The sequence below is a fragment of the Bacteroidota bacterium genome (assembly GCA_038746285.1).
Lineage (GTDB): Bacteria > Bacteroidota > Rhodothermia > Rhodothermales > JANQRZ01 > JANQRZ01.
The window spans coordinates 41,058-67,523 of record JBCDKT010000010.1 but is presented as its reverse complement, the minus strand read 5'-3'; the positions used below and the strand labels follow the sequence as shown (position 1 = coordinate 67,523).

Sequence of the window (26,466 nt, the reverse complement as noted above, 5' to 3'; positions counted from 1 at the left end):
CCACTGACCAAGACCCCGCCGATGGACCTCGTCGTCACCATTTTCCAGTACATCTTCTGGGTCGGCCTCGCGCTCGGCATCCTCGTCTTCATCCACGAGCTGGGCCACTTCCTCGCAGCTAAGCTCTTCAAGATGCGGGTCGAGCAGTTCTCGATCGGCTTTCCGCCGCGCATCGTCAGCAAGACCGTCGGCGAGACCGAGTACCGGATCGGAGCCGTGCCGCTCGGCGGCTACGTCAAGATCTCCGGGATGGTGGACGAGTCGATGGACACCGACTTCGCCGACCGCGAGCCGGAGCCGTGGGAGTTCCGCGCCAAGCCGGTGTGGCAGCGGATCGTGGTCATCATCGCCGGCGTCGTCTTCAACATCGTCCTGGCCTTCGCCATCTTCATCGGGATCAAGTGGGGCTACGGCGAGACCTACATCCCGAACGACAACGTCGAGGCGATCTACGTCCAGGACGGCTCGCTCGCGGCCGAGATCGGGCTCGAGACGGGCGACCGGCTCGTGGCCGTCAACGGTGACCCGGTGGAGGCGTTCAACCCGACGGGCGGGATCGAAGCCCTCGCAGCCGACCGGGCGACCTTCACCGTCGAGCGCGCAGGCGAGCCCGTGACCGTGACGGCCCCCGAGGACTTCGCCTCGCGCCTCAACGCGGCGAAGGGCCGGTTCGGGGTGACCGCGCTCCCTGCGCTCGTCGGCGACGTGGTCCCGGGCGGCCCCGCCGCCGAGGCCGGGCTCCAGCGCGGCGACCGCATCCTCACCATCGGCGACGAGTCCGTCGCGTTCTGGGAGCAGATGGCCGACCTGATCCAGCGGACGGAGGGCCAGCCCGTCGCCGTCCGCTGGGCTCGTCCCGACTCGCTCGCCGCCGAGGACGCGGACCTAGAGCCGGTCGAGTCGCGGGCAGGGGAGGCCATCTACGAAGCGCCGCTGACGCCCAACCGCACCGACGGCCAGGACGGCGGGCCAGAGCGGTTCGTGCTCGGCGTGTACCCCCCGGGCGGCGAGATGCTGGAGGCGGTCTTCGGGCTCCGGCAGCGGAGCTACGGGCTCGGCGAGGCCGTCGTGGCGGGCAGCGCCGAGGCGTGGAACTGGATCTCGCTCTACGGCCGCCTCATCAGCCGCCTCTTCACCGGCAAGGACGACGTGCGCGAGAGCGTCGGCGGCCCGGTGATGATCGCCCAGGCCACCAAGCAGGCCGCCGATGCCGGCATGGAGCAGTTCTGGTTTCTCGTCGCCAACCTTTCGATCGCGCTCGCCGTGTTCAACATCCTGCCAATCCCGGTGCTCGACGGCGGGCACCTGGTGTTCTTGCTCTACGAGGGCATCACCCGCCGAGAACCCTCGGTCCGGGTCCGAGTGGTGGTGCAGCAGATTGGTTTCGTGCTGCTGCTGGCGTTCATGGCGTTCGTGATCTTCAATGACTTCACGCGGCTCTAGGGGGTGGCGTGGACGTTGCCGCAGCAGCAGGCGCTCGAGGCGCGGCAGTAACAGGTTAATAATACCAGTTCTTCAGGATAGTGTCTCACCTACACGAGGTCGTCCCCGCGCAGGCGGGGACCCATGCACTCCCCTGTGTGAAGCGCCGCCGCCTGATGGATGCCCGCCTGCGCGGGCATGACATGAGAGTGAGGCAACAATCCTCAGAGGCGGTATAATGTTCTCGGGGTAGCGCGGTCTACCATCGTGAGATAGCGGGCCGCACGTTGTGAGACACCGCGCGGGGAACAGCCGTTTTCTGCTGAGAAAGCGGACGTTGGGGCGGCGCGTGTAACGTTGCTGCGACAATGCAGCCCGTCAATGAGGTCGGGGGTGCGTTGGGTGGACTTCTGGTAGAGCAGGGCTTCGCAGCACGCTTACATCAACCCTTTACGAGGTACCTCTTCATGAAGACCTACAGCGCACCCAAGCTCACCGAGTACGGCGACGTGGCCGCGATCACGGCGACGCTGGGCGACCCCTTCACGGGCGACCAGTCGTTCGACGTGGACGGCAACGTGATCGAGGAAGGGCTCAACTCGATCAACCAGTGCCCGACCACTGAGTTTGAACTCTGCGAGTTCAACGACGGCGGCAAGCCGTAGTGTGCACGCAGCCTCCAGATGTGACGCGGGCTCCGGGGACCACCCTCGGAGCCCGCGTTGCGTGGGGACGAGCGGGTCCATAAAAATCGTGTGAGCAGGTGGGCCGCTCTTGCTCCGGTTCGGTCGGGAGGGGTATACTACGCAGTCGCTTTAGTCGTCTTCGGGCCGCGCAGCAAGGTGCCCGAGCCGGTCCGGTAGTTCAGTTGGTTAGAACGCCGGCCTGTCACGCCGGAGGTCGCGGGTTCGAGTCCCGTCCGGACCGCCCAGGCTAGAGCGTAGGTGCCTGTGTGGCAGGCACTCCAGGGAACAGCCGAAGCGCCTTGCGGAAGGATCACGCAAGGCGCTTCGGCTTTTTTGCTCTGTGCCGACATGTCCCGTAAGACCGCCTCATGGCTGTATTTGATATTTATAGGCCTGAGACGTAGCGAAAATAGGACCCTATAGAAAAAAAATTTACCGGAATGACCCTCTAGGCCCCAAAATTTCGAATAGTAGGTAGCGGGGTGCTCGGGGCAAGCAGTGTGGCCGTGGATGCGGGAACGAGACTTCGAGGCTTCCGCTTTTTCCTTCATACACCCAGACCCCCTTCAACCCATGAAGACGTTCTATCTCTTCATCGTTGCCGCAGCGTTCGCGTTCGCGGCGGCCCCCGGCGCGCAGGCACAGACCGGGACGTTCTGCTTCTCCGACAACTTCGGCTACCAGTGGGAGGTGGTCGTCAACAACAACGCCACCGACCTCATTGTCGGCGAGGCGTCGGTGGGCGACTTCAACGGCCAGCTGTATGCCTCCGTTGGCGGTCGCGGGCAGGCCAGCTCGACGATTCGGCACCACAACCTGACAGCGATCAACCCTGACCTCGCCGATGACCCCGGAGACACCGACGGCAACGGCAACGTGGACTGGTTCACCTACAACGGTACGGTGACGGGCGGCTCGTTCCCGTTCACCTTCAGCGGCGACTGGACCAACAGCATCGGCTCGACGGGCACCTTCAGCGGCCCACTCGTGCAGGGCCCGTGCCCGTTCGCGCGCCAGGCGGAGCCTGTCCCCGGCGGCCCGGCGTCGGCTCCGGCAACGCTCACCAGCGACCGCTAGGAAGCTCCGCCGTCTAGCTCGCAACCTCTTTTACCTCAACTTCCCGTACTCATGAAAACGTTTTACCTCTTCCTGTTCGCTGCCGCGTTCGCCCTCGCGGGCACGAGCGCCACAGCGCAGACCGGCACCTTCTGCTTCGTCGACAACTTCAACTACCAGTGGGAGATCGTCGTCAACAACAACGCGACTGACCTCATCGTGGGCACTATCGACAATGTCTACGCTGCTGGTGGAGTCGTTGCCGGCGGTCGTGGGCAGAGCAACACAACGATCCGGCACCACGTCCTGACGGCGATCAACCTCGACGCGTCGCAGGGCGGAACGGACTGGTTCGTGTACAACGGAAACGTCGCGGGTGGGTCGTTCCCGTTCACCTACAGCGGCGACTGGGTCAGCAGCGCCGGCACTACGGGCGGCTTCACCGGCTCGCTTACGTCGGGGCCGTGCCCGCTGGCGCGTCCAGGTGAGCCGGTGCCCAACGGCCCGGCTACGGCCGGCATGACGGAGGCGTCCCGCCTCGAAGCCGCCGCCACGGCCGAAGCGCTCGGTGTCTCGGTCTACCCGAACCCGACGCCCGACGAAGCACGCATCAGCTACACCCTCGATGAGGCCACCGACGTGCGCCTCGTCATCTACGACATGCGCGGCCGTCAGATCGCCACGCTCGCCGAAGGCACGCAGGAGGCCGGCGTGCACACAGCGACGTTCGACGCGCGGGACCTCGCCTCGGGTGTCTACGTGTGGCAGCTCCGGGCCGGCACGCAGCTGACCTCGGGCCAGCTCAGCCTGACGCGCTAGACGCAGCACCGAAGGCGTCGAAGCCTGGAGCGGCGGTTGGGGACCTCCCCGGCCGCCGCTTTCCCGTGGTGTGCTCGTTCGCGGAGCAGCTCAGCGCTGGCCCCAGGAGAGCTTGTCGCGGATCGTCTGGAAGTAGCCCCGCCCTGGCAGCCGGACGAGCCGGACGCGGTGAGCGGCCTGGCGCACGGTGATCTCGACGCCGCCCTCGCCGGCCTCGGGGCACTCGATGAGGTCGCTCGTGCCGTCGTGGGCGAGGAGGAACGACGCGGCGCGGGAGGTGACGCGGAGGGTGACCTCGACGCGGCCGGGGAAAACGATGGGCCGTGTGGTGAGCGTGTGCGGGGCAATCGGGGTGAGGACGAGCGCGCCGGAGTCGGGTGCGAGGAGCGGGCCGCCCGCGGCGAGCGAGTAGGCCGTCGAGCCGGTCGGCGTGGCGACGATGAGGCCGTCGGCCCAGTAGTCGTTGAGGTAGTAGCCGTCGACGTGGACCTGCACGTCGATCATCGAGGCAGAGCCGCTCTTGGCGACGACGAAGTCGTTGAGCGCCCAGCGCGGCGGGTCCGCCCGGCCGTCGACCGTCGCTTCCAGCACCTCGCGCTCCTCGACCTCGTGCAGCCCGGCCTCGATCTGCCGGATGGCCTGCTCGGCCTCCGCCACCTCGGCGCTCGTCAGAAACCCGAGCCGCCCGATGTTGACCCCGAGGACCGGCGTCTCGCGCGTGCCAATCTGGTGGGCCGCATTGAGCAGCGTCCCGTCGCCCCCGAACGAGAGGACGAGGTCAGAGGTCTCGGCGAGGTCGTCGGTGCGGCACGCCCCGGCGGTGGCTGAGGCGATCAGGCCGCGCTCGGCGAGGCCGGCTGCGACGCGCCGGTCGAGGCAGAAGGGGAGGCCCTCGCTCTGGAGCCAGCGGATCAGGTCGGCAGCGGGCTGCCAGAGCTTCTCCTTGTTCGTGTTGCCGGTGATGCCATAGACCATGAGAGGCGGAAGTCCGGGGTCGAGAGTCGGGAGCCGAAGATAGGCAGCAGGCGGCTCTGGTTCGGCAGCCCCTCGCTAGATGCGGGAGGCGGCTGACCGATGATAATGAGGTCCGCGGCCGGGCGACTTGACCTCTTCGTGACGTCCCTTGATGCGTTCGTGATACCCTAAGGAGGTGCGCTGGTGTATGTTAGGCTAAAGACAGTATGCTCCGCAGAAGCATCACCCACCGCGCGTTGCCTGCTTATGGACCTCGTCATCATCGGGAACGGAATCGCCGGAATCACTGCGGCGCGCCATGTGCGCAAGCTGGACGCCGGGGCCCGGATCACGGTCATCTCCGCCGAGACCGACCACTTCTACTCGCGCACGGCGCTCATGTACATCTACATGGGCGACATGACCTACACCCACACTAAGCCCTACGAAGACGGGTTCTGGAAAAAGAACCGGATCGACCTGCTCCGCGACTACGTCGAGCGGGTCGATACCGACGCTAGGTGCCTGCATCTCCGGTCCGGCGGCACGCTGCGCTTCGACAAGCTGCTCCTGGCGACGGGTTCGGTGCCGCGCTTCGCGGGCTGGCCGGGCGAGGACGCGCGCGGCGTGCAGGGCTTCTACAGCATGCAGGACCTCGACCGGATGGAGGCCGACACGGCCGGGGTGCAGCACGCGGTTGTGGTCGGCGGCGGGCTGATCGGCGTCGAACTGGCGGAGATGCTCCACACGCGCGAGATCGGCGTGACGCTGCTCGTACGCAGCGACTGGTACCTCCCGGCGGCGCTTCCCGAAGAGGAAGGGCGGATGGTGAACGACCACATCCGCGCGCGCGGGATCGACCTCCGGCTGAAGACCGAACTGGCCGAGGTGCTGACGGACGACGCGGGCCGCGTCCGCGCCGTGCGCACCAATCACGGCGACGAGGTCGGGGCGCAGTGGGTCGGCATCGCGATCGGCGTGGCCCCGAACATCAGGTTTCTCGAAGGCTCCGGGATCGAGACTGACCGGGGCATCCTCGTCGACCGGTACATGGAGACGAACGTGCCGGGCGTGTTCGCCGCCGGCGACTGCGCACAGCACCGGACGCCGCCGCCCGAGCGGCCGCCGCTCGAACCGCTGTGGTACGCGGGCCGCGAGCAGGGCGCGACGGCCGCCTTCGGGATCACGGACCGGGTGCGGCCTTACGCGCCGGGCGTGTTCTTCAACTCGGCCAAGTTCTTCGACCTCGAGTGGCAGGTCTACGGCCGCCTCCAGACCACGCTCCCCGAGCACGAGCGCACGCTCTACTGGCAGCACCCGACGGCCGAGAAGGCGATTCGCCTCAACTACGCCTTCGCCGCCGACACGTCGGGCGACGGGGCCGCGGTGCCCCGGCTCACGGCCGTCAACGTGATGGGCATCCGCTACCGCCACGACGTGTGCACTCACTGGATCACCGAGGGGACCGGCATCGAGACCGTGCTTCAGAACCTCGGCGCGGCCAACTTCGACCCGGAGTTCACCCCGCAGCACGAGGCCGACTTCGTCGCGCAGTATAACCGCCAGACGGGCCGCTCGCTCACGCTCAAGCGCCGGCGCGGCTGGCGGCAGCGGCTGGACGTGCTGGCCGGCTCGTAGCGGCAGGCGCAGGACATGCAACCGAGATGCTCATGACGACCCAAACCCTAGACCGACCGCGCGCCGAACGGACCGCCCAGGCCCCGTTCCCGCTGAGCGCCGACCGGCCCTCGTTCGACCAGGTGCCGACCTACGACCCGTCGCTGTCGCTAACGGGAAACCCGGCCTACCACCCGTCAGCTGGGCAGAAGGTGGCCCTCGCGGCGGTCGGCCTCGCGGCGCTCGCGTGCCTGGCCGGGTGGGCGAGTGGGACCGGCTTCAGCGGCCTGCTGATGGCGGTCGTCGTGCTCGGGTTCGGCGGCGGTGGGGTGGCCTACGCGTGGCTGACGTATGGCCGTGGGCATGCGGGCACCCACAACCACGGCATCATGTTCAGCGCGCAGCAGGCGCGCGGCCACGCCGGCTGGCTCTGGGGGATTCTCCTGACCGGCCTCTACGTGCTCGTCTACTGGTTCCCGCAGTACCTCGCCGGCCTCGTGGCCGTCTTCGACCCCATCTCGAACCTGCTCGGCTACCCGGAGGGTTCGCGGCAGTGGGTGATGTACGGCTCGTTCTACACCCTCGCCGTGGCGACGATGGGCGTCCGGGCGATGCTGAAGTACCGCCACGTCCGCTACCAGCGGATCCGCACGGCGAGCGTGATGTTCTGCCAGCTCGTCTTCGGGTACTCGCTCCCGTACCTCCTCGTGTTCTTCGGCCAGCCGGAGCTGTACCTGCACTACTTCTGGCCGCTCGACTACGACGGCCTCTGGCCCGACACGTTCGGGTGGATGCCGCTGGCGGCGCTCATCTTCGGCGCAGCCATGATTTTCATCGGCACGCCCGTCCTGACGTACTTCTTCGGCAAGCGGTGGTACTGCTCCTGGGTGTGCGGCTGCGGCGGCCTCGCCGAGACCGCCGGCGACCCCTACCGGCACCTCTCCGACAAGAGCCTCCGCGCCTGGCGCATCGAGCGCTGGATGATCCACGGCGTGCTCGCGTTCATCGTCCTGACGACGCTCATCCTGTGGGCGAATGCGCAGTGGGGCGTGCTCGGGCCCGTCGCCGAGGGCTTCAAGAAGTGGTACGTGTTCTTCATCGGGCTGATGTTCGCCGGCGTGATCGGGGTCGGGTTCTACCCGGTTTTCGGGAGCCGGGTGTGGTGCCGGTTCGGGTGCCCGATGGCGGCGATCTTGGGCTTGCAGCAGCGGTTCTTCTCGCGCTTCCGCATCACCACCAACGGCAGCCAGTGCATCTCGTGCGGCAACTGCTCGACCTACTGCGAGATGGGGATCGACGTGCGGTGGTACGCGCAGCGCGGGCAGAACATCGTCCGGGCGAGCTGTGTCGGGTGCGGCGTCTGCTCGGCGGTGTGCCCGCGCGGCGTACTCAGCCTGGAGAGCGGCCCGCTCACGGCGCGCTTCGGAACGCCGCAGAACAACCTGATCGAAGACCTCGACATCCTCGACGCGTCCTAGAAGGCGGATCTCTGAGCACGCTTGGGTCGTGGAAGTCGTCCACATCGACGCTCGCTGCCATGTCCGCGCTCGCCCTTCTCGCCGTGCTTCTCTTCGCTGCTGCTCCTGACCCGTCCGATGAACCGCAGCCCAGCCCCGACCTCTCGCCCGAAGAGGTCGTCCGCCTGCAGGTCGAGGCGCTGCAGCACAACGACGAGCCGCACCCCGACGCGGGCATCGAGGCGGCGTTCCGCTTCGCGTCGCCCGCCAACCGCCGCGCCACCGGCCCCATCGGGCGGTTCGCCGCGATGGTGAAAGGACCGGCGTACGGCGCCATGCTCGGCTTCGACCGCGCGGAGTACGGCGAGATGCGGGTGGAGGAAGACCAAGCCGCGCAGCGCGTCACGCTCGTGCAGCCCGACGGGCGGCGGGTGAGCTACGTATTCGGCCTCTCGAAGCAGAGCGGCGGTGACTACGATGAGTGCTGGATGACGGACAGCGTGATGCGCGAGACGGAGATGCCGCGCACCAACGGACTGCGACGGATCTGAGGTAAGCGTTGCGGCGTGCCGGGCGGCGTAGCCATCGGGGCGTCACCCGCCAACGTCCCGTGCTGCCGTGTCACGCGTCTGGAGCGCCGCCGTCCTCGGTGTCGCGGCGCGCTCCCCACCGAGATCGAAACCCTCACCGAGCCGAACCTGCCGAAGCGGACAGTGCTCAGCCTGGAGAGCAGCCCGCTCACGGCGCGCTCCGGGACCCCGCAGAACAACCCGACCGAAGACCTCGACATCCTCGACGCGCAGGCAGGAGAACGCTGAGACCTAACCGAGTCCATAACATGCTCTCAGGCTGTCTGGGCCGAGCCCAAACGAATGCAGGCCCCGAAGCGTCTGCCTCGGAGCCTGCAGTGCCGACGGTCCGGTCGCGAGGACCGGACGTGTCTACGGCTTGCCGCCGTCGTTGAACTCGCAGAGTTCAAACTCAGTGGTCGGGCACTGGTTGATCGAGTTGAGTCCTTCCTCGATCACGTTGCCGTCCACGTCGAACGACTGGTCGCCCGTGAAGGGGTCGCCCAGCGTCGCCGTGATCGCGGCCACGTCGCCGTAGTCGGTGACGGAGGGTGCCATGTACTTCTTCATAGGATCACCTAGTTGGGATGAACGGAAACAGACCTGACGGTATCATCGGTCCCTGAGCAGTAGAGCGCCTGCTGAGGTACCGACGCGGGCTCTCTAGTAGAATAAGTATAAGAGTAGGCCGGCGTGGGGTGGGCTCAAATGAGGAACTATCGACGTGCGCCTGTGGGCTTTTTGACTATGGGGGTTTCCACTATGATTTCAATGTGTGTAGGTTTGTTTGTTCAGCCTCAGGACGTTTGCCTGGCCTGGCGGGCGGCGTCCCGGAGCGCGTCGGCGGAGATGTCGTAGTGGCTGGCATGGTAGACCACCTCGCCGCCCGAGATGAGGAGTGCCTGAGGGGTCTCGTGCTGCACATCTAGCCGCTCGGCGATCTCGTTCGAGAGCTCGCGGACATACTGGACGACGAGGCCGTAGAGCGGCGGATCGTCGTCGCCTTCTAGCTTGACGAACTCTTTCTGGCCGCCGGCCGAGATCGGGCACGAAATGGAGTGCTTCAGCAGGGCGACGGGCTGTTCGTGCGAGGCGTCGAGGAGCGCGTCGAAGTCAGCGGGGACGTGGAGTTCTTTGACCTTAGCCATGAGGCGACGGGAGGTGAAGGGGAAGAAAGGCATCGCGCTTCTCAACTCGCCCGCCCCGGCAAGGTTGCAGGGACGAGAGGGAATGGGAGGAATGGGAGGAATGGGAGGAATGGGAGGAATGGGAGGAATGGGAGGAATGGGAATAAAAACCGGAAAAGTTAACGAGACCCTCGCGCTTCGCGCCTACCTTCCGTCCTCCGTCTCACCGTCCTCCGTCTCACCGTCCTCTGTCTCATGCCCGATACCCTCGCGCCCTCGGCCGGCGCCGAAGCCGTCCGCTGGAACCTCGCCGACCTCTACGCTGACACCGACGCGCTCGGCGCGGACCTCGACCGGTCCGATGCTGAGGCCAACGCCTTCGCCGAGCGCTACCGGGGGCGCGTCGCCGACCTCGGTGCGGCCGCGCTGGCCGGAGCGATGGAGGCGCTCGAAGCGGTCCACGAACGGCTTGGGCGCGCCTACACCTACGCCTACCTGAACTGGTCCACGGACACCGAGGACGCCGAGCGTGGGGCGCTGCTCCAGCGCGTGCGGGAGCGCTACACGCAGGCCGGCCAGCGACTCATCTTCTTCGACGTCGAGTGGGCGGGGCTGGACGAAGACCGGGCGAAGCGCCTCGTCGAAAACCCGGCGCTGGCGCGCTACCGGCACCACCTCGACCTCCTCCACCTGCGCCGCGCGCACGTCCTCTCCGAGGGCGAGGAGCGGGTGCTTTCCGAGAAATCGGTGACGGGCCGGGCCGCGTGGAACCGGTTCTTCGACGAGACGCTCGGCGCGGCGCGCTTCGAGCTCCGCGGCGAGACGCTCACCGAGCAGGTCGTCCTCTCGAAACTCCACGACGCCGACCGCAGCCTCCGCCGCGACGCCGCGCTGGCGCTCACCGGCGGACTGGCCGACCTCAGCCGGCCGCTCACCTACGTCTTCAACACGGTCCTGGCCGACAAGGCCTCGACCGACCGGCTGCGCGGCTACGAGCACTGGATCGCCGCGCGCAACCTCGACAACGAGATCGCCGACGCTTCGGTCGAGGCGCTCGTCGACGCCGTCACGAGCCGGTACGACCTCTCGGAGCGGTTCTACAGCCTCAAGCGGCGGCTCCTCGGGCTCCGCGAGATGATGGACTACGACCGCTACGCGCCCATCGGCGAGGCCGACCGGCACGTTGCCTGGGACGAGGCGCGCGACACCGTCCTCGACGCCTACGCAGCGTTCCACCCGGAGATGGGGACCATCACCGAGCGGTTCTTCGACGGGCGCTGGATCGACGCGCCGGTGGCGGAGGGCAAGCGCGGCGGCGCCTTCAGCCACGGGGCCGTCCCGAGCGTGCACCCATACATCCTGATGAACTTCACCGGCAAGGTCCGCGACGTGCAGACGCTCGCCCACGAACTCGGCCACGGCGTCCACCAGTACCTCGCCCGCGAGCAGGGCGTCTTCCACGCCGACACGCCGCTAACGACCGCCGAGACCGCCTCGGTCTTCGGCGAGATGCTGGTCTTCCAGCGCCTTCTCGGGGCCGAGACGGACCCTCAGGCACGCCTCGCAATGCTCGTCCAGAAGATCGACGACTCGATGGCGACGGTCTTCCGGCAGGTCACGATGAACCGCTTCGAAGAGGCGGTCCACACCCACCGGCGCGAGCAGGGTGAGCTGACGGCGGACGACTTCGCCGAGCACTGGATGACCACGCAGCGGCGGATGTACGGCGAGACCGTGACGCTCGGCGAGCACTACCGGCGCTGGTGGAGCTACATCCCGCACTTCGTCCACACGCCGGGCTACGTCTACGCTTACGCCTTCGGCGAACTCCTCGTGCTCGCGCTCTACGCCCGCTACCGCGACGGTCAAGATGGTTTTGCCGACGCCTACCTCGGCCTGCTCCGGGCCGGCGGCTCGGACTGGCCGCACGTCCTCGTCGGGCGGCTCGGCATCGACCTGCAGGACCCGGCCTTCTGGCAGCAGGGGCTCGGGGCCATCGAGACGCTGATCGACGAGGCGGAGGCCGCAGCGAGCAAAATCGCAGATCGCTAGAACGTGCTATGGACTTCAGCGCAGCAGCAAGCGCTCTAGAGGCGGCAGCAAGTGCGGAGACCGCCGACGACGGACCGCAGACGGCGGGAAACGGCTCGACCCAGCGGTCTGTGGTCAGCCGTCTGCGGTCTTCGGCCTGGCAGAAGACGTCGTGAGCGCAACCGGTCCGTGGCATCCTCTGGGAAAAAACGTCAGAAAAGGGGGTTGCGGCTCGCTGCATAATGTCCTATGCTTGCACCGTCGCTCACCCTGGACTGACCCCGCACCGCGTTGCTAGACGACACCACCCCGCCGCCCGCGCCGATCGCCGAGCGCTCCGCCTTCTGGGACGCCCGCTTCGGCAGCGAAGTCTACACCTACGGCACCCGCCCCAACACGTTCATCGCCGCCGAGACCCCCCGCTTCCCGGCCGGGGCCGACCTCCTGGACCTCGGCTGCGGCGAGGGCCGGAACGCCGTCTGGCTGGCCGGGCAGGGCTTCGGCGTGACCGCCATCGACTACGCCGAGGCCGGCCTCGAGAAGACCCGCGCCCTCGCCGCCGAGCGCGGCGTGACGGTCGCCACCGAGCACGCCGACCTCGGCTTCTGGATGCCGAAGCGGCAGTGGGACGGCGTGGTCTGCACCTTCGTCCACCTCCGGATGAGCGAGCGGCTCCGGCTCTTTACCGCCATCCAGGCCGCGCTCAAGCCCGGCGCGCTCCTCGTCGCCGAGTGGTTCCGCCCCGAGCAGCGCACCGACGGCTACACCTCGGGCGGCCCGCCCACGCTCGACCTGATGGTGAAGCCGCGCGAACTCCGGCAGCACTTCATCTGGGGCGACATCCTCCTGTGCGAGCCGACGGACGTGACGCTCAACGAAGGCCCGTTCCACCAGGGCCCGGCCGCCACCGTCCGCTTCATCTTCCGCAAGGGCGAAGTGTAGCGCGTCCGGCTCCGGCCACGCGACAGGTCCGGTCACTCGACAGGGTCGTAGCCCATCCCAAGCCTCCCGACGCTCCAGATGCGGACGGCGACCTGGGTGGCAAACTCCGACGCGTTCGAGAGCAGGGCCGATGCCCGGGCCGGGAAGCGCACCGTCTCCTGCTCATCCGGTTCGAGCACTGCGAGGTCGGACACCTCGCCGCCTGCCGAGCGGCTGCGGACGGTGATCGGCCCCGGACCGAGGTTCTGGACCTGGACGCGGAAGGCACTGCCGCTGCCGCCCCCGAGGACGAACTGCTCGCCGGGCTCGATGTTGACGGTCGAGTTGGTGGCCCCGCAGCCGGTGAGGGCGAGGGCGGCAGCGCACCAGAGTGCGAGGAGTCGGGTGGCCGCGAGGGGTTGGCGAGCGAAGAGGTAGGTCATCATGCAGTTCCTCCGATGAGAGCGGACGAGCGGCGCGCCCCGAGCCGGGAGGCCACGAGGTGGTCGAGGCTGAAGCGCCCCGGCCCGGTCAGGAGCAGCGTCGTCGTCATGACGAGAAAGGTGGTCGCCATCAGCCCGTCCATGCTGACGTCACCGCCGTGGTGGACGAACGCCGCTACGAACAGGACGATGGCGTTGAGTAGCGCTGCCGGCCGCGCCGCCAGCCCGGCGACGAGCAGGATGCCGCCGACGAACTCCGACAGGACCGCCGCCCAGGCGAAGAACGCCGGGAACGGAAACCCCATCTCGGCCACGTCGGAGACAAACCACGCCTGGGGCCCCCAGACGCCGTCCCGCGGCAGCACCTTCTCGAAGATGAGCGCCAGCGCGAGGCCGGTCGCGACGCGGAGCAGTGCGATGCCGAGATCGGTCGGCAGGGAATGGGTCTGAGCCCTGGAAAAGACGAAGTCGAGAAAACGGCGCATGGCAGCAGAGGTCGGATGAGACGTGCCGCAAAAAACCGCCTCTAGCTGCCTCGGTGCGCCTCAGGGAATCTTCGGGACTCGGAACATGCGTCTCACGACCCACTGAGACGGCCCGCCGCCCGGAACGCCGACGGTGTCTGCCCGGTCGCCCGCTTGAAGGCCCGGTTGAAGGTCGCCTTCGAGCGGAACCCGGCGTCGAGCCCGATGCCGAGGACGGTCAGGTGCTCCGCCTCGGGCGCGGCGAGCCGCGCTTTGGCCTCGTCCACGCGGAGGCCGTTGACGTAGTCCGTGTAGGTCGTCCCCATGCCCTCATTGAGTACGTAGGAGAGCACCTTGTCGGTCACGCCAAGCTGGTCGGCCAGCACGGGCAGCGTCAGGTCGGGGTTGAGGTGGGGACGCTCGCTGGCGACGAGTCGGTTGAGAGCACGGACGTGCTCGACCACGAGGTCCGGGCTGAGGTTGTAGTGGGCCTTGCGGTCGGACGTCCTGGGGTCCGGTGCTGGCCTGCGGAGGATCGCGCGCGCCTGCGGGACGGCCTGGACGAACCCGTTGACGGCGATCCAGTAGAGCAGCGCGCTGTAGGCTACGTTCTCGGCGAAGGCAGCGCCCTCAAAGGCGTAGATGTTGAACGACCAGACGTACCACGCGAGCGGACCCGCGACGTTGAACCCCAGGCTGACGGCGAAAGCGAGGCCGCTTCCGGCGAGGAGGCGGCGCAGCCAGACCCGGTTGCTGCGCTCCCAGTCGAAGCGCTCCGACGCTTCGGCGCGGTTGAGGACGTGGTAGCTCAGCATGAGGTAGCCGCCGAGGCTTGCCGCGAAAACAACGTCCTCCAGCGCACCATACCAGGGGGCGTAGACCTCGTTCATGTACGCCACCTGGAGCGCCGTGGGCGCGAGGGCGACGCCTACGGTGAGCGCAGCCTGCAGCGCGGGCAGCACCCAGTGCCAGACCGGCAGCCGGCCCGTGCGGCCCAGTTTGATGCGGACGTAGAGGTAGAGCAGCGGCCCGAGCGCGTACGTGTAGGAGAGGGGCAGGAAGACAATCGACCACGCGGCGTCCGGCGGGCGCACGTTGACGACAAGCTCAAGGAGGACGGCGGCAGCGGCTGCGAAGAGAAGCCAGCCCATCGCCCGGTTCGCCGTCCGGCTCCCTGGCCGCCGCGCCAGCAGCACCCCGCCAACGGCGACGCCGAGTACGACGGCCCCGCCCGCGACGAGGGAGGCCAGCCATTCGGTCAGGGTGAGGTGAAGCATGGTCCGTTCTGGTCGGGGTCGTACGCGGAGCGCGGGGAGGAGTCGTACTGCCCCGAGGCTACGGGGCGCGCCCCCCGAGGATGCACTAGCTGCTGTACATCGTTGCCTGGACGCGGGAGAAGTCGCTCCGGGCGAGGTCGGCTTTGTGGATCACGACGTAGAGGTCGCCCGCGTCGCCCCACTGCATGCTGCCGCGGCTCTGCACCGTGAGGAGGGTGAACCAGTCGGCCGGGTCGCCGCCGGCAGCGAGGGCTACCTCGATCTCGGGAAGCTCGTGCTGGCTGAACCCGTAGCCGCCGAGTTCGTGGTTGAATTCCTGCTCGCCCACGTCTTCGTCGACGCCCTGGTAGGCATCGATAAAATCATCTTCGTCGCCACCGACTGCTGCCAGGGCGTTGCGGAAGAGGTACGTGTTTTGGCGTAGCGGGTACGAGGGCGGCAGGCTCACCCTCGCGGCGGCCGCCACCTCCATCGGCTCGTACTCCGGGTCGAGCATCTCGAAATAGTCGTCCCGCGTGAGGGCGAACCGGGAGCCGGGCCGGAGCGCCGCCCGCGGCCCGTCGTAGTGGCGGACGAGGACGATGGGGTACGCTGTGCCCCGTCCGTAGACGTCATGGATCGTCGAGAGGAAGACGTAGAGCACGCCCGCGCGCGGAAGGTAGTCCTGGAGCGGCGCGAGGGCCTCGCAGTCGATCTGCGCGATGAACTCGTACGCGAGGTCCGATTCGCTGGAACCGAAGCGGGGATAGTCCCAGCCCTCCGGCAGGTCGGGCATCCCACCGAACCGGCTCCGGCCGAGGCGGTCGCTGGATGCCGTCTCGACCTGCTGGAAGCCGATGCTCGGCCGCGCGGTCTGCTCCGCGAACGTCCGCACCCGGGCGTCGAGGTCTGCCCCGGCTGCCTCGAGAAGGGCGTCGAGTTGCTGCTTGCGCTCCGGCCAGCCGTCGATGCGGTACACCGCCTCTGGGTAGCCGTCGTCCGCGCCCGGGTACGCGACCGGAAGCAGCCGCTGCCGTTCCTCGATGGTCAGCTTCAGCCTCGGGACCGACCGGAGCGCGTCCGGGAGTGCCTCCAGCGGGTTTCCTTCGAGTGCGAGGTGGTCGAGCGCCGGTAGATCCGCGAGGGCAGCCGGGACGGTGCGGAGCGCGTTCCGGCTCAGGTTCAGCGACGTCAGCGCAGGCAGATCTAGGTCGGCAGGGATAGACCCGAGCCGGTTACCGGCGAGCGACAGCTGCTTGAGGCGGGGGAGGTGCCACACCGCGTCTGGCACACTCGTGAGGTCGCACGTCCCGACGGTCAGCGCCTCCAGGTTCTCTAGCTGGCCGATCTCGGGTGGCAGGTCGGCGAGGGCGGCTCCGTTGATGGCGAGCGCTTCGAGCGAGCGGAGCCGGCCGATCTCGGGTGTCAGGTCGCGGAGCGGGAGCGTGAACCCGTGGGCCTGCCGGTTCTCAAGCGTCAGCGACCTAAGCGCGCCGAGGCGCGTGATCTCGGGCGGTAGCGTCTCGAACTCGGGGAAGGCGAGGGTCGCGCGCTGGACGGTCGCCTGCGGTGCCCGGGCGATCTCGTCGAGGCTGCCGAAAACGTACCCCGACCAGTCGATGGTTTCCACATCGAGTGTCACCTCGATGTCCACGTCGAAGCTGGGGGCTCTCGTGTCGTAGGAGCAGGCGAACTGCCCTCGGACAGTAGCGCGGCCCTCGGCGAGGGCGACGGCCCCGTTGAAGCCGAGCGGGTAGTCCGCACCTTCGACCTGGAACCGGGCGTAGGGGTCCTGTGTCCGGCCGCGCTCGATCTCGAAGTGGCCCGCCGGTACGCCGCCCGGCCCGTAGACGCTGCGCGCGGTGAGGCGAAAGCGGAGAAGGCCGCCGTCCGACCCTCGGTTGTAGTCGTGGACCAGGCCCGCCGCGTGCGCTGCCTCCGGGTCGGCCGCCCGAGCGACGAGTTCGACGCTGAGACCACCGCCGTGCGGTGGGACGCCGCAGCGCGGGCTGTCGAGCGCGAACGCGAGCGTTCCGATGCGTATGTGGGGGGAAGGAGAGGACATGTCAAGCGCAGCGGAGGTCCTGAATATCGCCCATTTCGGCGGACGTGTGGCTCCGGCCCCGATGACGACGACACGTCCCTCAAGGGGTACGTTCAGCGTGCGCCGCTCCGAGGCGGACGCCCTGCGCGCCGCGTTCGTCGACGCGACGGCGGGCCGAGGGGAGGTGGTGGAGACCGGACGCTGACAGATGCCTCTCCGGGACGGTTGGATCGAAGCCGCCGAGATGCGCGGGGCCGTCAGACGCCCAGGGTGCACGCCTCGTCGGCGACGACGTAGGGCCAGCCCTCCCCGTCGAAGGCGAGCGGGCGCGTGGCCGATTTGGGACGCCCGTCATCCTCACCGTCGTAGAAGTGGAACGAGAGGCAGAGGGGGCTTTCCGCCTGCGGGTTCGGTTCGGGCTGGAAAAGACCCGCATGCCCCGGCCCGATGAAGCGCGTCTGCCCCCTCAGGCCAGCCAGGACGGACCTGCCGGGGAAGACCTCGGTGTTGGGGCCATCGCGGTTTTCGTAGCGGCCCATGAAGCTGTGCCCCCGGTCGTCCACGTACGGGCCGTAGACCGAGCGCGAGCGCCCGACGACGATCTCGTAGGTGCTGTCGAGGCCGCTGCAGCACCCGCCGAGGTTGAGGAAGAGGTAGTAGTAGCCGTCGCGGTAGAAGCTGTAGGCCCCCTCACCGAACGTGGCGATGGGATGGATGGACGGATGCCCCCCCTCGGGGTAGTAGCCCGGCTGATCTGCGTCGAAGCCCACGATGCGGCCCGTCGCCTCGTCCAGGTCGGCGATGGCGATGACGTTCCGCTGCGCCGGATCCCACGAGCCGAAGGTGAGGTAGCGCTGGCCGTCGGCGTCATCCCAGACCTGTGCATCGACGGCGCGTGGACCGCCTCGGGCCCAGGTGGTGTCGTCGGAGTAGTAGACCGGCACCGGGTCCATCGACCAGATTTGCGTGGGATAGGTGCCCATCGCCGTGGCGCGGTAGAGCGCGGCGAACATCGCGGGCTCCTCGCCGTTGGCGGTCGCCCACGCCCGGCCGGGCGGGTTGTAGAGGTGGAAGTAGACCGTGCCGGCGTCGACGAGCGTCGGCGCGACGGCGGCGAGTTCAGTGTGCTCGATCTGGGTGTCGGCGTCGTAACCGTATGCCTCCATCCAGGCAACGTGCCAGGCCATGTCGGCGCGGGGCGTGAGCGTCGGCCAATGCTCCACAAGCGTCCACGCCGGCTCCGGCTCGTTCGTGTCGAGGACGAACTGGCGGAGCCGTCCGCCGAATTCGGGGTGCGAGGACGCGAACAGGCTGAGAACGCCGGGTGCGATCTCGCGAATGCCCGACGGGTCGTGTGCAGAGGCGTCCACGACCGGGATCGCCAGGGCCGAGTCGGGCACCGAGGATGGTGGCTCGGCGACTGGGTCGCATCCGAGCGCCATGCCCAGGATCAGCAGCAGCAGCAGTGAGGCGAGCGGGTTCATAACGGGTTGGGGCAGCATGGACAGCGCGAGGCTCCGGGTACGCGCACGCGTTCGCCCGGTTCGGTCCCCGCGACGGCGTCGAAGTGCGGGAGTCTGAACCCTGAGTCAGACCTCAGCCGGACCGTGGCCGGTCGGGGCGAAGAAGGAGCGGAGTTCGCCGAGGGTGCGCCCGGTCGAGGGCGTGTCGCGCACGACGCGGCCGCCGGCGAGGACGAGCACGCGCGAGTACACGTCGACGACGTGGTCGAGGGCGTGACTGGAGACGAGGAGGGTCGCGCCGCGCTCGCGCTCGGCCCGGAGGAGGGCTTCGAGCTGGAGCCGGGCGCGGGGGTCGAGGTTGGCGAACGGCTCGTCGAGCACGACGAGGCGCGGCGCGGGCAGCAGCGCGCCCACGATCCCGACCTTGCCCGCGTTCCCGAGCGAGAGGTCGCGGATGAGCGGGTCGGCGGCGACGGTCGGGCCGAGGAAGTCGGCGTAGACACGACCACTCAGACGGGCCCGGTGCCTTGCGCCGGCGGTGGGATAGCTGGACCAGCGCCTAGCGACGCCTCGTCAGCGCGAGTCCGAGTGCCGACGTGAGGAGGATCACGCCGCTGATACGCCGTTGCCAAACGAGGGCGGCCGGCGTGTCGAACGTGCGGCAGACCCACTGCGCGAGGACCGTGCACGGCCCGAGGACCATGACCTCGACTACCACGGAGGTGGTGCCGAGGATGAGAAATTGGAGCGACGCGCTGCCGGCAGGGTCGATGAACTGAGGAGGAGCGCCGCAAAGAGCGCGACCGCGTTAGGGCTCCCGGACTGGAGAACGAACGCGTGGACAAAGAGGCGGTAGCCGAAAGCATTGTGGCCGTCCACCTCAGTCCGTGCTGCACCGCGAGCACCAAGGACCATCTGGGCACCGCTCCAAGCCAAATAGGCAACACCGCACCACCGGACGCCCTCGAACGCCGTGGCCGATGCGAGAAGGACGGCGGAGAGCCCAGCGGCCGTGAGGAGGAGGAAGCCTGCACCCGACCCTGCGATCTCGAGGCTTGCCAGGAAGCCTGCAAGCCGGTCGCCGGACATCCCGTGGGAGACGACGAGGGGCACGGCGGGGCCGGGCACGAGAACGACGGCGACGAGCGTCGCGGTGAAAGCAAGCCAGGTCTCGAGCGGCACGAGCGGGAGGGTTCAGAGGCTCAGCTAACGAACAAGCTCAGTCGCGGGACGAGTCAGCTGAACATCCAGACAGAGCCTAGTCCTCTGGCACGTTGAGACGGACAGACTTTCTTCTTTGTCATCCCGGACCTCGATCCGGGATCTGAGGCGTGGCCCGTAGATGGGCTGCGCCGCTGCTGCGCGGTCTGAACCACGTTCAGGATGGCCTACCTGTCAACGGGAGCTTGTCGCAGCACTAGAGTGAAGGCTGTGCCCAACAGTGTGGTGCTCAGCCGGAGCACGCTGACGACGGGCTGGGCGGACGCGGCCAGACACCGACGCTCGGACGAAGCAAGAACGCTCGCATGTGCTGTCGGCCCGCAGTGTGGGCTATGCAGCACAGGAAGGTAGACGATCTAGAAAGTGGCAGACCTCGGTTGTTGAAGCGAGTACGACGACCCGCTTCTCCTGCTCGACCGCTCGCAGCTTATCAAGGATGCGAGGCCGCTGCTCCTGCGGATACCGCCAGATCCAGCGGACAAAATCCTCCGTCAGACGCTCCGGGCAATCTCGCGCCATGTCGGGACGAGACCGACCGTAGAACTGTGCCCAGCGCTTGACAACGCGCCAGAGGCAAAGCAGGCGCGGCGTGTCGAGGAAGACGACGGCGTCGGCAGCGGCGAGGCGGAGGTCGAGTGTGCCTCCGTAGTTGCCGTCCATCACCCAAGCCTCACGCGGGAGGAGTTGCCGGACGATTTGCTCCCACTCATCCGCCGGGGTCTCGACCCACCCCGGCTGCCAGTAGAGCGCATCGAGATGGATGACCGGGAGGCCGAGCCGCTGGCTGATCCGAGCCGCGACGGTGGACTTCCCGGCACCGCCGGAACCGATCACCAAGACTCGACGCATTCTTCTCCGGAGGTATGCAGCAGAACAGTCTGGCGCTTCAGCCGCAAAGGGCAAGCAGCACGATGGTTGTACGAGACAATGTAGACACCAACGCTCGGACGAGCCGAGAGCGCTGACGCCCTTTGTCGGCCTGCGGCGGGATCTTTCCAACAAGGTACTTCAGCGTATCCACTGGAACGAACCGCCCACCTGACGCCCGCTGCCATGTCTGCCTCGTCCACCACGCTCTTTACCGGCCTCGACCTCCACAAGCGTTCCGTCCTCGCTCTCACCGTCGACGCCTCCGGCCGGGAGGTCGCCCGGAAGAAGCTCCCCGCCCGCGCCGACTCCCTCGCCCTCTACTTCGCGGAGCTTCCGGCTGGGCCCGAAGGGGAGCACCGCGCCGTCGCCGAAGCCACCAACGGCTGGTACTGGGTCCAAGACGCCCTCGCCGCGCTCGGCGTCGACTTCCGCCTTGCTCATGCCAAAGGCGTCAAGGCTATCACGGGTGCAAAGGTCAAGACGGACGCGCACGACGCCCGTACCTTGGCCCAACTCCTACGGGTCAACCTTCTGCCCGAGGCTCACGGGATCTCAGGCGACCTCCGCCCGCTCCGCGACGTGCTCCGCACCCGACTCACGCTGGTCGAGCGCCGCGTCGGGGCGCTCAACTCCGTCGCCCGCTTGCTGGAGAAGGTGAACGTGCAGGACATCGCTGACCTCCCGGAGTTGATGCAGCTCCAGGCACGGTGCCACCTCGATCAGGTGGACCTGCTGCAACGACAGATCAAGGAGCTGGAGCGGGCGCTGCACCCGCACCTCGTGCCCGACGAAGACGTGCCGCGACTCTTGCGCATTCCGGGCGTGGGCAAGGTGTGCGCCTTCACGCTGAAGCTGGAGATCGACGACATCGCCCGCTTCGCCTCCGACCGCTCGTTCTTCTCGTACTGCCGCCTCGTGCCGGGGGCGGACAACTCCGGTGAGCGGGTTCGGCACAAGCGCTCACGCGAGGGTAACCGCTACTTGAAGCTGGCCTTCAGCCACGCCGCCGTGCGCGCGGTCCAGTACTACCCCGAGGTCCGCGAGTGGTACCGGCGCAAGCGTCGGAAGAAGCCCGGTCCGGTAGCGCGGGCGCTGGTGGCGAAGGAGCTCGCCCGGATCGCCTACCACGTCCTGCGCAAGCAGGAAGACTTCAACGGCCGGTTCAAGGGCGCTGTCCTGAGTCGCGTCAAGCAAGAGCAGTGGCCTTACGCGGATCGGGCATCCGCGCTGCCAAGCCCGACCAGCATAACTGGACCGTAGCCCGAGTTCCTCGCGCGGGAATGGGAAGGCAGGAGGGGGACCACAGGGTCCCAGCCACCGAAGCAGATCTGGGCCGAGGTGAGGTCGAGCATGACCTGTGTCAGCGACCGTAGCGGTCGTGCGAGCCCGTATGGGGGTCTGGCCCGCCACGCTCCGCGCACCGTCTACGGTGCGGAATGGAAGCGGCGGCGGAGACCGTACGAGATCTGAGCGGGTGGTGCCGTGCTCTTGATCTCGGCGTCGTGCCCTGCGCGCCGCCTGCTTCGGTGTGCCTTTGTGAAATCGAAAGCCGCCTCTTGACAACCCACCTTGTTATGGGGGTTCTGCGGCCCAAAGGCAGGTCAGTCTCCGAGCGAACCGAACCATTGCTCAAGGTCGATCAAGCCTTGTAGCGCTGGCTCGTAAGCTGGATCTCTCGACAGCGCGTCCCGGAAATTCTGCTCGGCAGCTGTGGCAAACACGGCGTTCGTCCCGTGCCCCGACGACAGCATACCGAGCCAAAAGTGCGGCTCGGGGTCCTCGGGCTCCCAGCGCGTCCAATCGACCAGCGTCGGCTCGACCAAGCGGCGGACCAATGGATGCGGGAGGAGAAGCGTTCCGTCTGATGCGTGCTTGCCCTCGACTGACCGGCGAAGCACCCAGCCAACGAAACGCTGGCGTCGCTGAAATGGCTCAGTCGCCAGTTCGTCAGCGAGTTCTGTGACGTGAACCAGCGCCTGCTTCCTGAGGCCTTGCTCGCGAAGCTGGCAGTACGTCGCGTACAAATCGAGGGCGGCGTCCCCGGTCGCGTCGGAAGCCGTCTTGCGGAGGGCGTCGATCATGCTTTTCCTCCAGTAGAACATGGCTGTCAAGTCGGAGGCCGCAGAACAGTTAGGCGGCTATGGCTCTTGCGTGTAGGATCTCATCCCGACCGAGCGGACGGACATCCCCCAGTTCCAGCGTCTCCACGCCAACCGTTGTCCCGGCTCCAGAAACGAACTCCACCTCCACGGCAGCCCCGTCGCCGTAGATATGGACGACAGCCCCGACGTCCCCTCGTTCCAGACCCAGGGCCGGGAGGTCACGCCTCAGCACAATGGTATCGTGTTCTCGGATCATAGCTGTTCTCGGTAGGTCAAGCGGAGTAAGCGGTAATGAGACGCGGGCGGGGGTCCGTTGGGTCCACGATCCAGACTGTCCGCACCCGCACGCTATGACCGCTCGGAGTCGGGAGGTCGCCGTCTACGACGTATTTCATGCCGTGCGGGCTCTCGGTGTCCTTGGCGCTCACGCCCTTCAAGAGGGTGAAGCCGCGACTCGACTCCCACGCCGTGCGTGCCGCCTCCGGGAGGTCGCTGATGGTTAAGCCGAAGTCGACCAGCGCCTGGTTGAGTTCGGCGTCAGGGTCCTCTACCGTGTCATCGCGCTGGCCGAAGTAGCCAGGCGTCAGAGAGCCGCTTTGAAAGCCGTAGCGGCTGGCGCGCCCATTCTTGAGGGTGTGGGCATATGAGTGCGCCTCAAACATCTGGGTCATGTAGCACTTCCCACCGTTGCCGTGGCCGCCCTGCACGCCTGCCGCATCTCCCGAAGCGTCGGGATCGGCCCACCGCCGGAACTTGCCTTCGATGTCCTCGACGCTCATGCCGCCGAAGTCGAGGCACCCCACGAGGGATGGCTCCCCTGCGGACTTCGAGCCGTTCTTGAACAGCACCAGGATCACGCTATCCTCGGGGAGCGCTCCCCGCCGCCGATACATGTCGGAGGCGTTCTTCACCCACTCGGGGAGGCCGTCCTCATGAGAGCGGAAGGGAGCGCAAATCAGCTCGATGGCTCCTTATGGACTTCGGGAGCGCAAACAGCTCAGCCCTCGCGCTTCACCTCAGCTACAGCCTCCCAAAGCATGGCGAGGTCGAAGTCTTCGCGCCTCGGCTCTGTCGCTTCGAAGACATGCTGATCGAAAACGGCAACTACCAGCGCCTCCACTTCGTCGCACGTCTGCGGTATGCGTTCTTCCCACGGCGGGTTCAACGCCCCTGAGAGCGGCCCACGCTCGGCGAGAAGAACGGCTACGCGGTCAGCTTGCTCATCGCTGAGATCCACAAAGGCACGTCTGATCTTTCGGATCGCCGTCATGCTGAGTTGTCGTCGAGGATCATCCATTGCTGGAAAGAGGGTGCCAGCGGCCGTCCTCAGATCTGCGAATTGCATCCCGGCGCTTCAGGTGCTGCTGCGCTGTACGGACGGCATGCTTCCACTTCCGCCCGAAGTTCTCCCCATCAATGATGCGGTTCTCGTCGTCGCAGAGGTCAGGGTGAATCTGGCGGACGTGTTCGTGGAGGTCGGTTGTGGTCATTGGTCCCTCACGCCGAAGCACGTAGAGGACCGTTCGCTCGAACACCGTATGGATCGGTTCGCCGCTAGTGTAGCCTCGAACGAGTACGTCTTTGGCTTGGCGCACGGCCTCGCGGAATCGCTCCTGCGCCGGTGTCGGTGTGGTTGCCTCCGCCAACGCGTCCTTCGCTTTGCGAGCGTGGGCGCAGAACTCGTTCAAGGTGGTTAGGTCTAGGCTCGCCCCGAGCGCGGCGTAGTCCAGCACGTCACGCCTTACCTCAGCCGCTAGCTGTGCGTTGAGCAGGTGTAGACCGTACTCGTAGTTCAGGCGGAGGCCACCCGCCGTGAGGTTGCCGGACGTCACGATGGCTTGCTGGTCGTCCGCGACGTAAACCTTGCTGTGGAGGCGGGGAAGGTGGACAAGGCGAAAGCTCGCGGAATGGTCGTACAGCCGACTGAGCGCCTCGGGGTCTGTTGATCCTTGTGCTGTGTGCTCCGGCGACAGGTCTGTAAGTATGGTGACCTGTCCCCGCTTCAGTACCCGTGGCGCGGCGTGCTTTACGAGGTAGTCCACTCCAGTCTTCGTGACGTAGGCCGACGAGATAGTAAGACTCGACTCTGCTGCTCCGAGCAATTGAGCAAGATGGTGGCCCCAGCCGCGGCCGAGGTGCTTGATGAATCGTCCTGTCGTCAACGGGCGAGGTGTTCTGAGGTAGAGTGTTGGGTGACCCTCAAGATCGGAACGACTCGGCAAACAAGAAAGCTCGACGATTGGGTCTCGCAGTCGGAGGCGGCGGACATCCGTGGCGTCTCGCGGCAGGCGATTCATCAACTCGTTCAGAAGGGCCGCTTCCGCACCTACGAGGTGGCGGGCCGAACACTCGTGCTGCGGGAAGACGTGGTGCAGTACGAACCGGACAAGGGCGGACGTCCCCCCGCCGCTGATGAGACCGAAGACGAAACGAGGGCGTAGCGTGGGGACAGCAAGCAAGGAAAGTCAGATTCCCGTCGGCACAGGCTTCAGCCCCGACTTGGTAAGCCTGCCGGACTACGTTCGCGCTGCCGTTCAGCACAGCGGGGACTTGGACGCGCTGGAAGAAGCGCTCAACACACCGCCGGTGTGGATTGGAAAGAAGCTGAGGACGACCCGGCGCACCCGCCGCCACCCGATGGAAGCGGGAGCACAGTACGGGCTGCTCATGCCAGGGACCTACGAAGCAACCGATCTCACGCAGAGGCTTGCTGAGCTGAACGAGGACAATCTGTACCGAGCGTTTGCGCGGCACGTCGTTCTGAACCTCGGCGGCCTTCGCGTTGTGGAGGGAGCGCAAGAAATGCACCTTGACGGGCGCAAGATCACCGGCGACTCGCTCGCGCAGTACCTCTCGGATCAGGGCTTCCGCGTCTCCGTCCACAACACCGCAATCAACACGATGCGGATGTGGCTGGCGAAAGCGGGGCTGCTCCCGGAGAGCGGGCGCGGAGCCGGAGCATGGCGACCAGACCCGGCGGTGAAGGAACAGCTCGTGGGGATGGACGACGACGCTATCGCGGCGCTGGCGGCGTTGACACCCGAACAGATCGCCTTTGCGAAAGCGCTTGCCCGTCTCGACCCGGACGGCTGGACACCGGCAGCCGAGGTACGGGACCTTGCCGAAGCTGCCGAGGGCGTGCGGATCGGTCGCGGATCGCTACCCAACGAAGTGCTCCGTCCGCTGGAAGCCGCAAGGCTTATCGAGTACCGCACGGGTGGCACCAGCAGCGGAAAGACTTCGGAGTTGCGGACGACGGAGGCGTTCCGGGCTGAGGTGCTGGAACCGTTTCTGGAGCGGACGCTGAAGGACCTCGACCCGGCGCTGACGGCCTACTACCGCAAGCGGCCTGCCGACATTTACACTTCGCTCGGCTCGAAGGACAAGCACGAGAAGGGTCAGGCGTTGGAAGCGTTCGCCGTGATGGTGATGCGTCTGCTCGGACTCCGGTTCGTCGGCTGGCGACGCCGGGCTGAGGAAACCGGGTACAGCGAAGTGGACGTGCTGATGGCCGGGCTGTTCGGGGCGGTGCCCACGACATGGCAGGTGCAGTGCAAGAACATACCGTCGGGGCAGGTCCGGTTGGAGGACGTGGCGAAGGAGGTCGGGCTGATCCCGCTCACGCGGGTAACGCACATTCTCGTGCTGGCAAACGCGCCGTTCACCCGTGACGCCCGGCGCTACGCCGACGCGATCATGCAGAACTCGTCGGTGACGATCTTCCTACTGGATCGGGCGGACTTTGAGGCGATCCGGGAGAGTCCGGCTAACTTGGGGCGCATCCTTCAGGCACAGGCCGAGCGCATCCGCGATCTGAAGATGGCAACGCCTGTATGGCGGGAAGGCGATGCACGAGGAGGACCGGATCAGCCAACTCTCGGTCTGCCTCTCGGCTGATTCTGTATAACCAATGATTATGCGGATGGGAGAATCTCTACATGTGG

The 26,466-nt window shown here is 67.1% G+C and carries 30 protein-coding genes and 1 tRNA gene; 14 read left to right on the top strand and 17 right to left on the bottom strand.

Annotated features, from left to right (window positions below; all coding sequences use genetic code 11):
* Window positions 1-21 precede the first annotated feature (21 nt).
* The 5 genes from rseP to AAGI91_05180 all read left to right on the top strand — a co-directional run bounded on the left by rseP (window position 22) and on the right by AAGI91_05180 (window position 3,983).
* Window positions 22-1,443, top strand: coding sequence for an RIP metalloprotease RseP (gene rseP / locus AAGI91_05200; GenBank protein MEM1042007.1), 1,422 nt, complete (start codon window positions 22-24; stop codon window positions 1,441-1,443).
* Window positions 1,444-1,889: 446 nt separating this feature from the next.
* Window positions 1,890-2,087 carry a lasso peptide gene (locus AAGI91_05195; protein MEM1042006.1) on the top strand — a complete coding sequence of 66 codons (198 nt, stop codon included), beginning with the start codon at window positions 1,890-1,892 and terminating at the stop codon, window positions 2,085-2,087.
* A gap of 188 nt (window positions 2,088-2,275) precedes the next feature.
* Window positions 2,276-2,349: transfer RNA gene (locus tag AAGI91_05190), tRNA-Asp, on the top strand.
* Window positions 2,350-2,681: 332 nt separating this feature from the next.
* Window positions 2,682-3,185: a hypothetical protein gene (locus AAGI91_05185; GenBank protein MEM1042005.1), complete on the top strand. Its 504-nt coding sequence runs from the start codon at window positions 2,682-2,684 to the stop codon at window positions 3,183-3,185.
* 51 nt (window positions 3,186-3,236) lie between these two features.
* Window positions 3,237-3,983 (top strand): T9SS type A sorting domain-containing protein, encoded by a 747-nt coding sequence (locus tag AAGI91_05180; GenBank protein ID MEM1042004.1) that lies wholly within the window; start codon window positions 3,237-3,239, stop codon window positions 3,981-3,983.
* A 90-nt stretch (window positions 3,984-4,073) separates the two neighbouring features.
* Here the strand turns inward: AAGI91_05180 and AAGI91_05175 are convergent, their stop codons facing one another.
* On the bottom strand, window positions 4,074-4,958 hold the full coding sequence (locus tag AAGI91_05175; GenBank protein MEM1042003.1) for an NAD(+)/NADH kinase: 885 nt from the start codon (window positions 4,956-4,958) through the stop codon (window positions 4,074-4,076).
* Between the two features lie 246 nt (window positions 4,959-5,204).
* On the opposite strand from AAGI91_05175, the gene AAGI91_05170 reads away from it, so the two are divergent.
* Genes AAGI91_05170 through AAGI91_05155 form a run of 4 tightly spaced genes read left to right on the top strand, consistent with a single transcriptional unit; the run spans window position 5,205 to window position 8,829 of the window.
* A complete protein-coding gene (locus AAGI91_05170) occupies window positions 5,205-6,575 on the top strand; it encodes an FAD-dependent oxidoreductase (protein MEM1042002.1) in 1,371 nt (456 codons plus the stop codon).
* Between the two features lie 32 nt (window positions 6,576-6,607).
* The gene (locus AAGI91_05165; protein MEM1042001.1) at window positions 6,608-8,032 is read left to right on the top strand and encodes a 4Fe-4S dicluster domain-containing protein; all 1,425 of its coding nucleotides are present in this window, start codon (window positions 6,608-6,610) and stop codon (window positions 8,030-8,032) included.
* A gap of 59 nt (window positions 8,033-8,091) precedes the next feature.
* Window positions 8,092-8,562 carry a DUF4864 domain-containing protein gene (locus AAGI91_05160; protein ID MEM1042000.1) on the top strand — a complete coding sequence of 157 codons (471 nt, stop codon included), beginning with the start codon at window positions 8,092-8,094 and terminating at the stop codon, window positions 8,560-8,562.
* 15 nt (window positions 8,563-8,577) lie between these two features.
* A complete protein-coding gene (locus AAGI91_05155; GenBank protein MEM1041999.1) occupies window positions 8,578-8,829 on the top strand; it encodes a hypothetical protein in 252 nt (83 codons plus the stop codon).
* A 123-nt stretch (window positions 8,830-8,952) separates the two neighbouring features.
* Here the strand turns inward: AAGI91_05155 and AAGI91_05150 are convergent, their stop codons facing one another.
* On the bottom strand, window positions 8,953-9,150 hold the full coding sequence (locus AAGI91_05150) for a hypothetical protein (GenBank protein ID MEM1041998.1): 198 nt from the start codon (window positions 9,148-9,150) through the stop codon (window positions 8,953-8,955).
* 227 nt (window positions 9,151-9,377) lie between these two features.
* Window positions 9,378-9,728 carry a bacillithiol system redox-active protein YtxJ gene (gene ytxJ, locus AAGI91_05145; protein ID MEM1041997.1) on the bottom strand — a complete coding sequence of 117 codons (351 nt, stop codon included), beginning with the start codon at window positions 9,726-9,728 and terminating at the stop codon, window positions 9,378-9,380.
* A 234-nt stretch (window positions 9,729-9,962) separates the two neighbouring features.
* Between ytxJ and AAGI91_05140 the strand changes: the two genes are divergently transcribed.
* Together AAGI91_05140 and AAGI91_05135 are read left to right on the top strand one after the other, a co-directional pair.
* Window positions 9,963-11,759: a M3 family oligoendopeptidase gene (locus tag AAGI91_05140; GenBank protein MEM1041996.1), complete on the top strand. Its 1,797-nt coding sequence runs from the start codon at window positions 9,963-9,965 to the stop codon at window positions 11,757-11,759.
* Between the two features lie 270 nt (window positions 11,760-12,029).
* Window positions 12,030-12,680, top strand: a complete 651-nt coding sequence (locus AAGI91_05135) for a class I SAM-dependent methyltransferase (protein MEM1041995.1) — start codon at window positions 12,030-12,032, stop codon at window positions 12,678-12,680.
* Window positions 12,681-12,712: 32 nt separating this feature from the next.
* On the opposite strand, the gene AAGI91_05130 is transcribed toward AAGI91_05135, so the two are convergent.
* From AAGI91_05130 to AAGI91_05090, 9 genes are all read right to left on the bottom strand, one after another.
* Window positions 12,713-13,105, bottom strand: coding sequence for a hypothetical protein (locus tag AAGI91_05130; GenBank protein ID MEM1041994.1), 393 nt, complete (start codon window positions 13,103-13,105; stop codon window positions 12,713-12,715).
* On the bottom strand, window positions 13,102-13,587 hold the full coding sequence (locus AAGI91_05125) for a DoxX family protein (protein MEM1041993.1): 486 nt from the start codon (window positions 13,585-13,587) through the stop codon (window positions 13,102-13,104). Before AAGI91_05125 ends, AAGI91_05130 begins: the two co-directional genes overlap by 4 nt.
* Window positions 13,588-13,679: 92 nt before the next feature.
* On the bottom strand, window positions 13,680-14,843 hold the full coding sequence (locus tag AAGI91_05120) for an AraC family transcriptional regulator (GenBank protein MEM1041992.1): 1,164 nt from the start codon (window positions 14,841-14,843) through the stop codon (window positions 13,680-13,682).
* A gap of 85 nt (window positions 14,844-14,928) precedes the next feature.
* Entirely contained in the window at window positions 14,929-16,887 is a 1,959-nt protein-coding gene (locus AAGI91_05115; protein MEM1041991.1) for a DUF1963 domain-containing protein, read from the bottom strand.
* A 236-nt stretch (window positions 16,888-17,123) separates the two neighbouring features.
* Window positions 17,124-18,350, bottom strand: a complete 1,227-nt coding sequence (locus tag AAGI91_05110; protein MEM1041990.1) for a family 43 glycosylhydrolase — start codon at window positions 18,348-18,350, stop codon at window positions 17,124-17,126.
* 105 nt (window positions 18,351-18,455) lie between these two features.
* Window positions 18,456-18,743, bottom strand: a complete 288-nt coding sequence (locus AAGI91_05105) for a hypothetical protein (protein MEM1041989.1) — start codon at window positions 18,741-18,743, stop codon at window positions 18,456-18,458.
* Window positions 18,744-18,888: 145 nt separating this feature from the next.
* A complete protein-coding gene (locus AAGI91_05100) occupies window positions 18,889-19,047 on the bottom strand; it encodes an SPW repeat protein (protein MEM1041988.1) in 159 nt (52 codons plus the stop codon).
* Window positions 19,041-19,511, bottom strand: a complete 471-nt coding sequence (locus AAGI91_05095; GenBank protein MEM1041987.1) for a LysE family transporter — start codon at window positions 19,509-19,511, stop codon at window positions 19,041-19,043. The genes AAGI91_05100 and AAGI91_05095 overlap by 7 nt, the downstream gene beginning before the upstream one ends.
* A gap of 369 nt (window positions 19,512-19,880) precedes the next feature.
* Window positions 19,881-20,399: a DNA topology modulation protein gene (locus AAGI91_05090; GenBank protein MEM1041986.1), complete on the bottom strand. Its 519-nt coding sequence runs from the start codon at window positions 20,397-20,399 to the stop codon at window positions 19,881-19,883.
* Between the two features lie 204 nt (window positions 20,400-20,603).
* Between AAGI91_05090 and AAGI91_05085 the strand changes: the two genes are divergently transcribed.
* A complete protein-coding gene (locus AAGI91_05085) occupies window positions 20,604-21,680 on the top strand; it encodes an IS110 family transposase (protein ID MEM1041985.1) in 1,077 nt (358 codons plus the stop codon).
* Between the two features lie 341 nt (window positions 21,681-22,021).
* Here AAGI91_05085 and AAGI91_05080 read toward each other — a convergent pair whose 3' ends face one another.
* The 5 genes from AAGI91_05080 to AAGI91_05060 form a co-directional block, all read right to left on the bottom strand.
* On the bottom strand, window positions 22,022-22,501 hold the full coding sequence (locus AAGI91_05080; protein MEM1041984.1) for a hypothetical protein: 480 nt from the start codon (window positions 22,499-22,501) through the stop codon (window positions 22,022-22,024).
* A gap of 49 nt (window positions 22,502-22,550) precedes the next feature.
* Window positions 22,551-22,778, bottom strand: a complete 228-nt coding sequence (locus tag AAGI91_05075; protein ID MEM1041983.1) for a DUF4926 domain-containing protein — start codon at window positions 22,776-22,778, stop codon at window positions 22,551-22,553.
* A 16-nt stretch (window positions 22,779-22,794) separates the two neighbouring features.
* Window positions 22,795-23,433 (bottom strand): DUF6883 domain-containing protein, encoded by a 639-nt coding sequence (locus AAGI91_05070; GenBank protein ID MEM1041982.1) that lies wholly within the window; start codon window positions 23,431-23,433, stop codon window positions 22,795-22,797.
* Between the two features lie 86 nt (window positions 23,434-23,519).
* Window positions 23,520-23,792 carry a hypothetical protein gene (locus AAGI91_05065; protein MEM1041981.1) on the bottom strand — a complete coding sequence of 91 codons (273 nt, stop codon included), beginning with the start codon at window positions 23,790-23,792 and terminating at the stop codon, window positions 23,520-23,522.
* 19 nt (window positions 23,793-23,811) lie between these two features.
* The gene (locus tag AAGI91_05060) at window positions 23,812-24,819 is read right to left on the bottom strand and encodes a phospholipase D family protein (protein MEM1041980.1); all 1,008 of its coding nucleotides are present in this window, start codon (window positions 24,817-24,819) and stop codon (window positions 23,812-23,814) included.
* Here AAGI91_05060 and AAGI91_05055 point away from each other — a divergent pair.
* Window positions 24,715-24,963, top strand: a complete 249-nt coding sequence (locus AAGI91_05055; protein MEM1041979.1) for a helix-turn-helix domain-containing protein — start codon at window positions 24,715-24,717, stop codon at window positions 24,961-24,963. The two genes, AAGI91_05060 and AAGI91_05055, sit on opposite strands and share 105 nt — an antisense overlap.
* Before the next feature lie 109 nt (window positions 24,964-25,072).
* On the top strand, window positions 25,073-26,419 hold the full coding sequence (locus AAGI91_05050; GenBank protein MEM1041978.1) for a restriction endonuclease: 1,347 nt from the start codon (window positions 25,073-25,075) through the stop codon (window positions 26,417-26,419).
* Window positions 26,420-26,466: the final 47 nt, after the last annotated feature.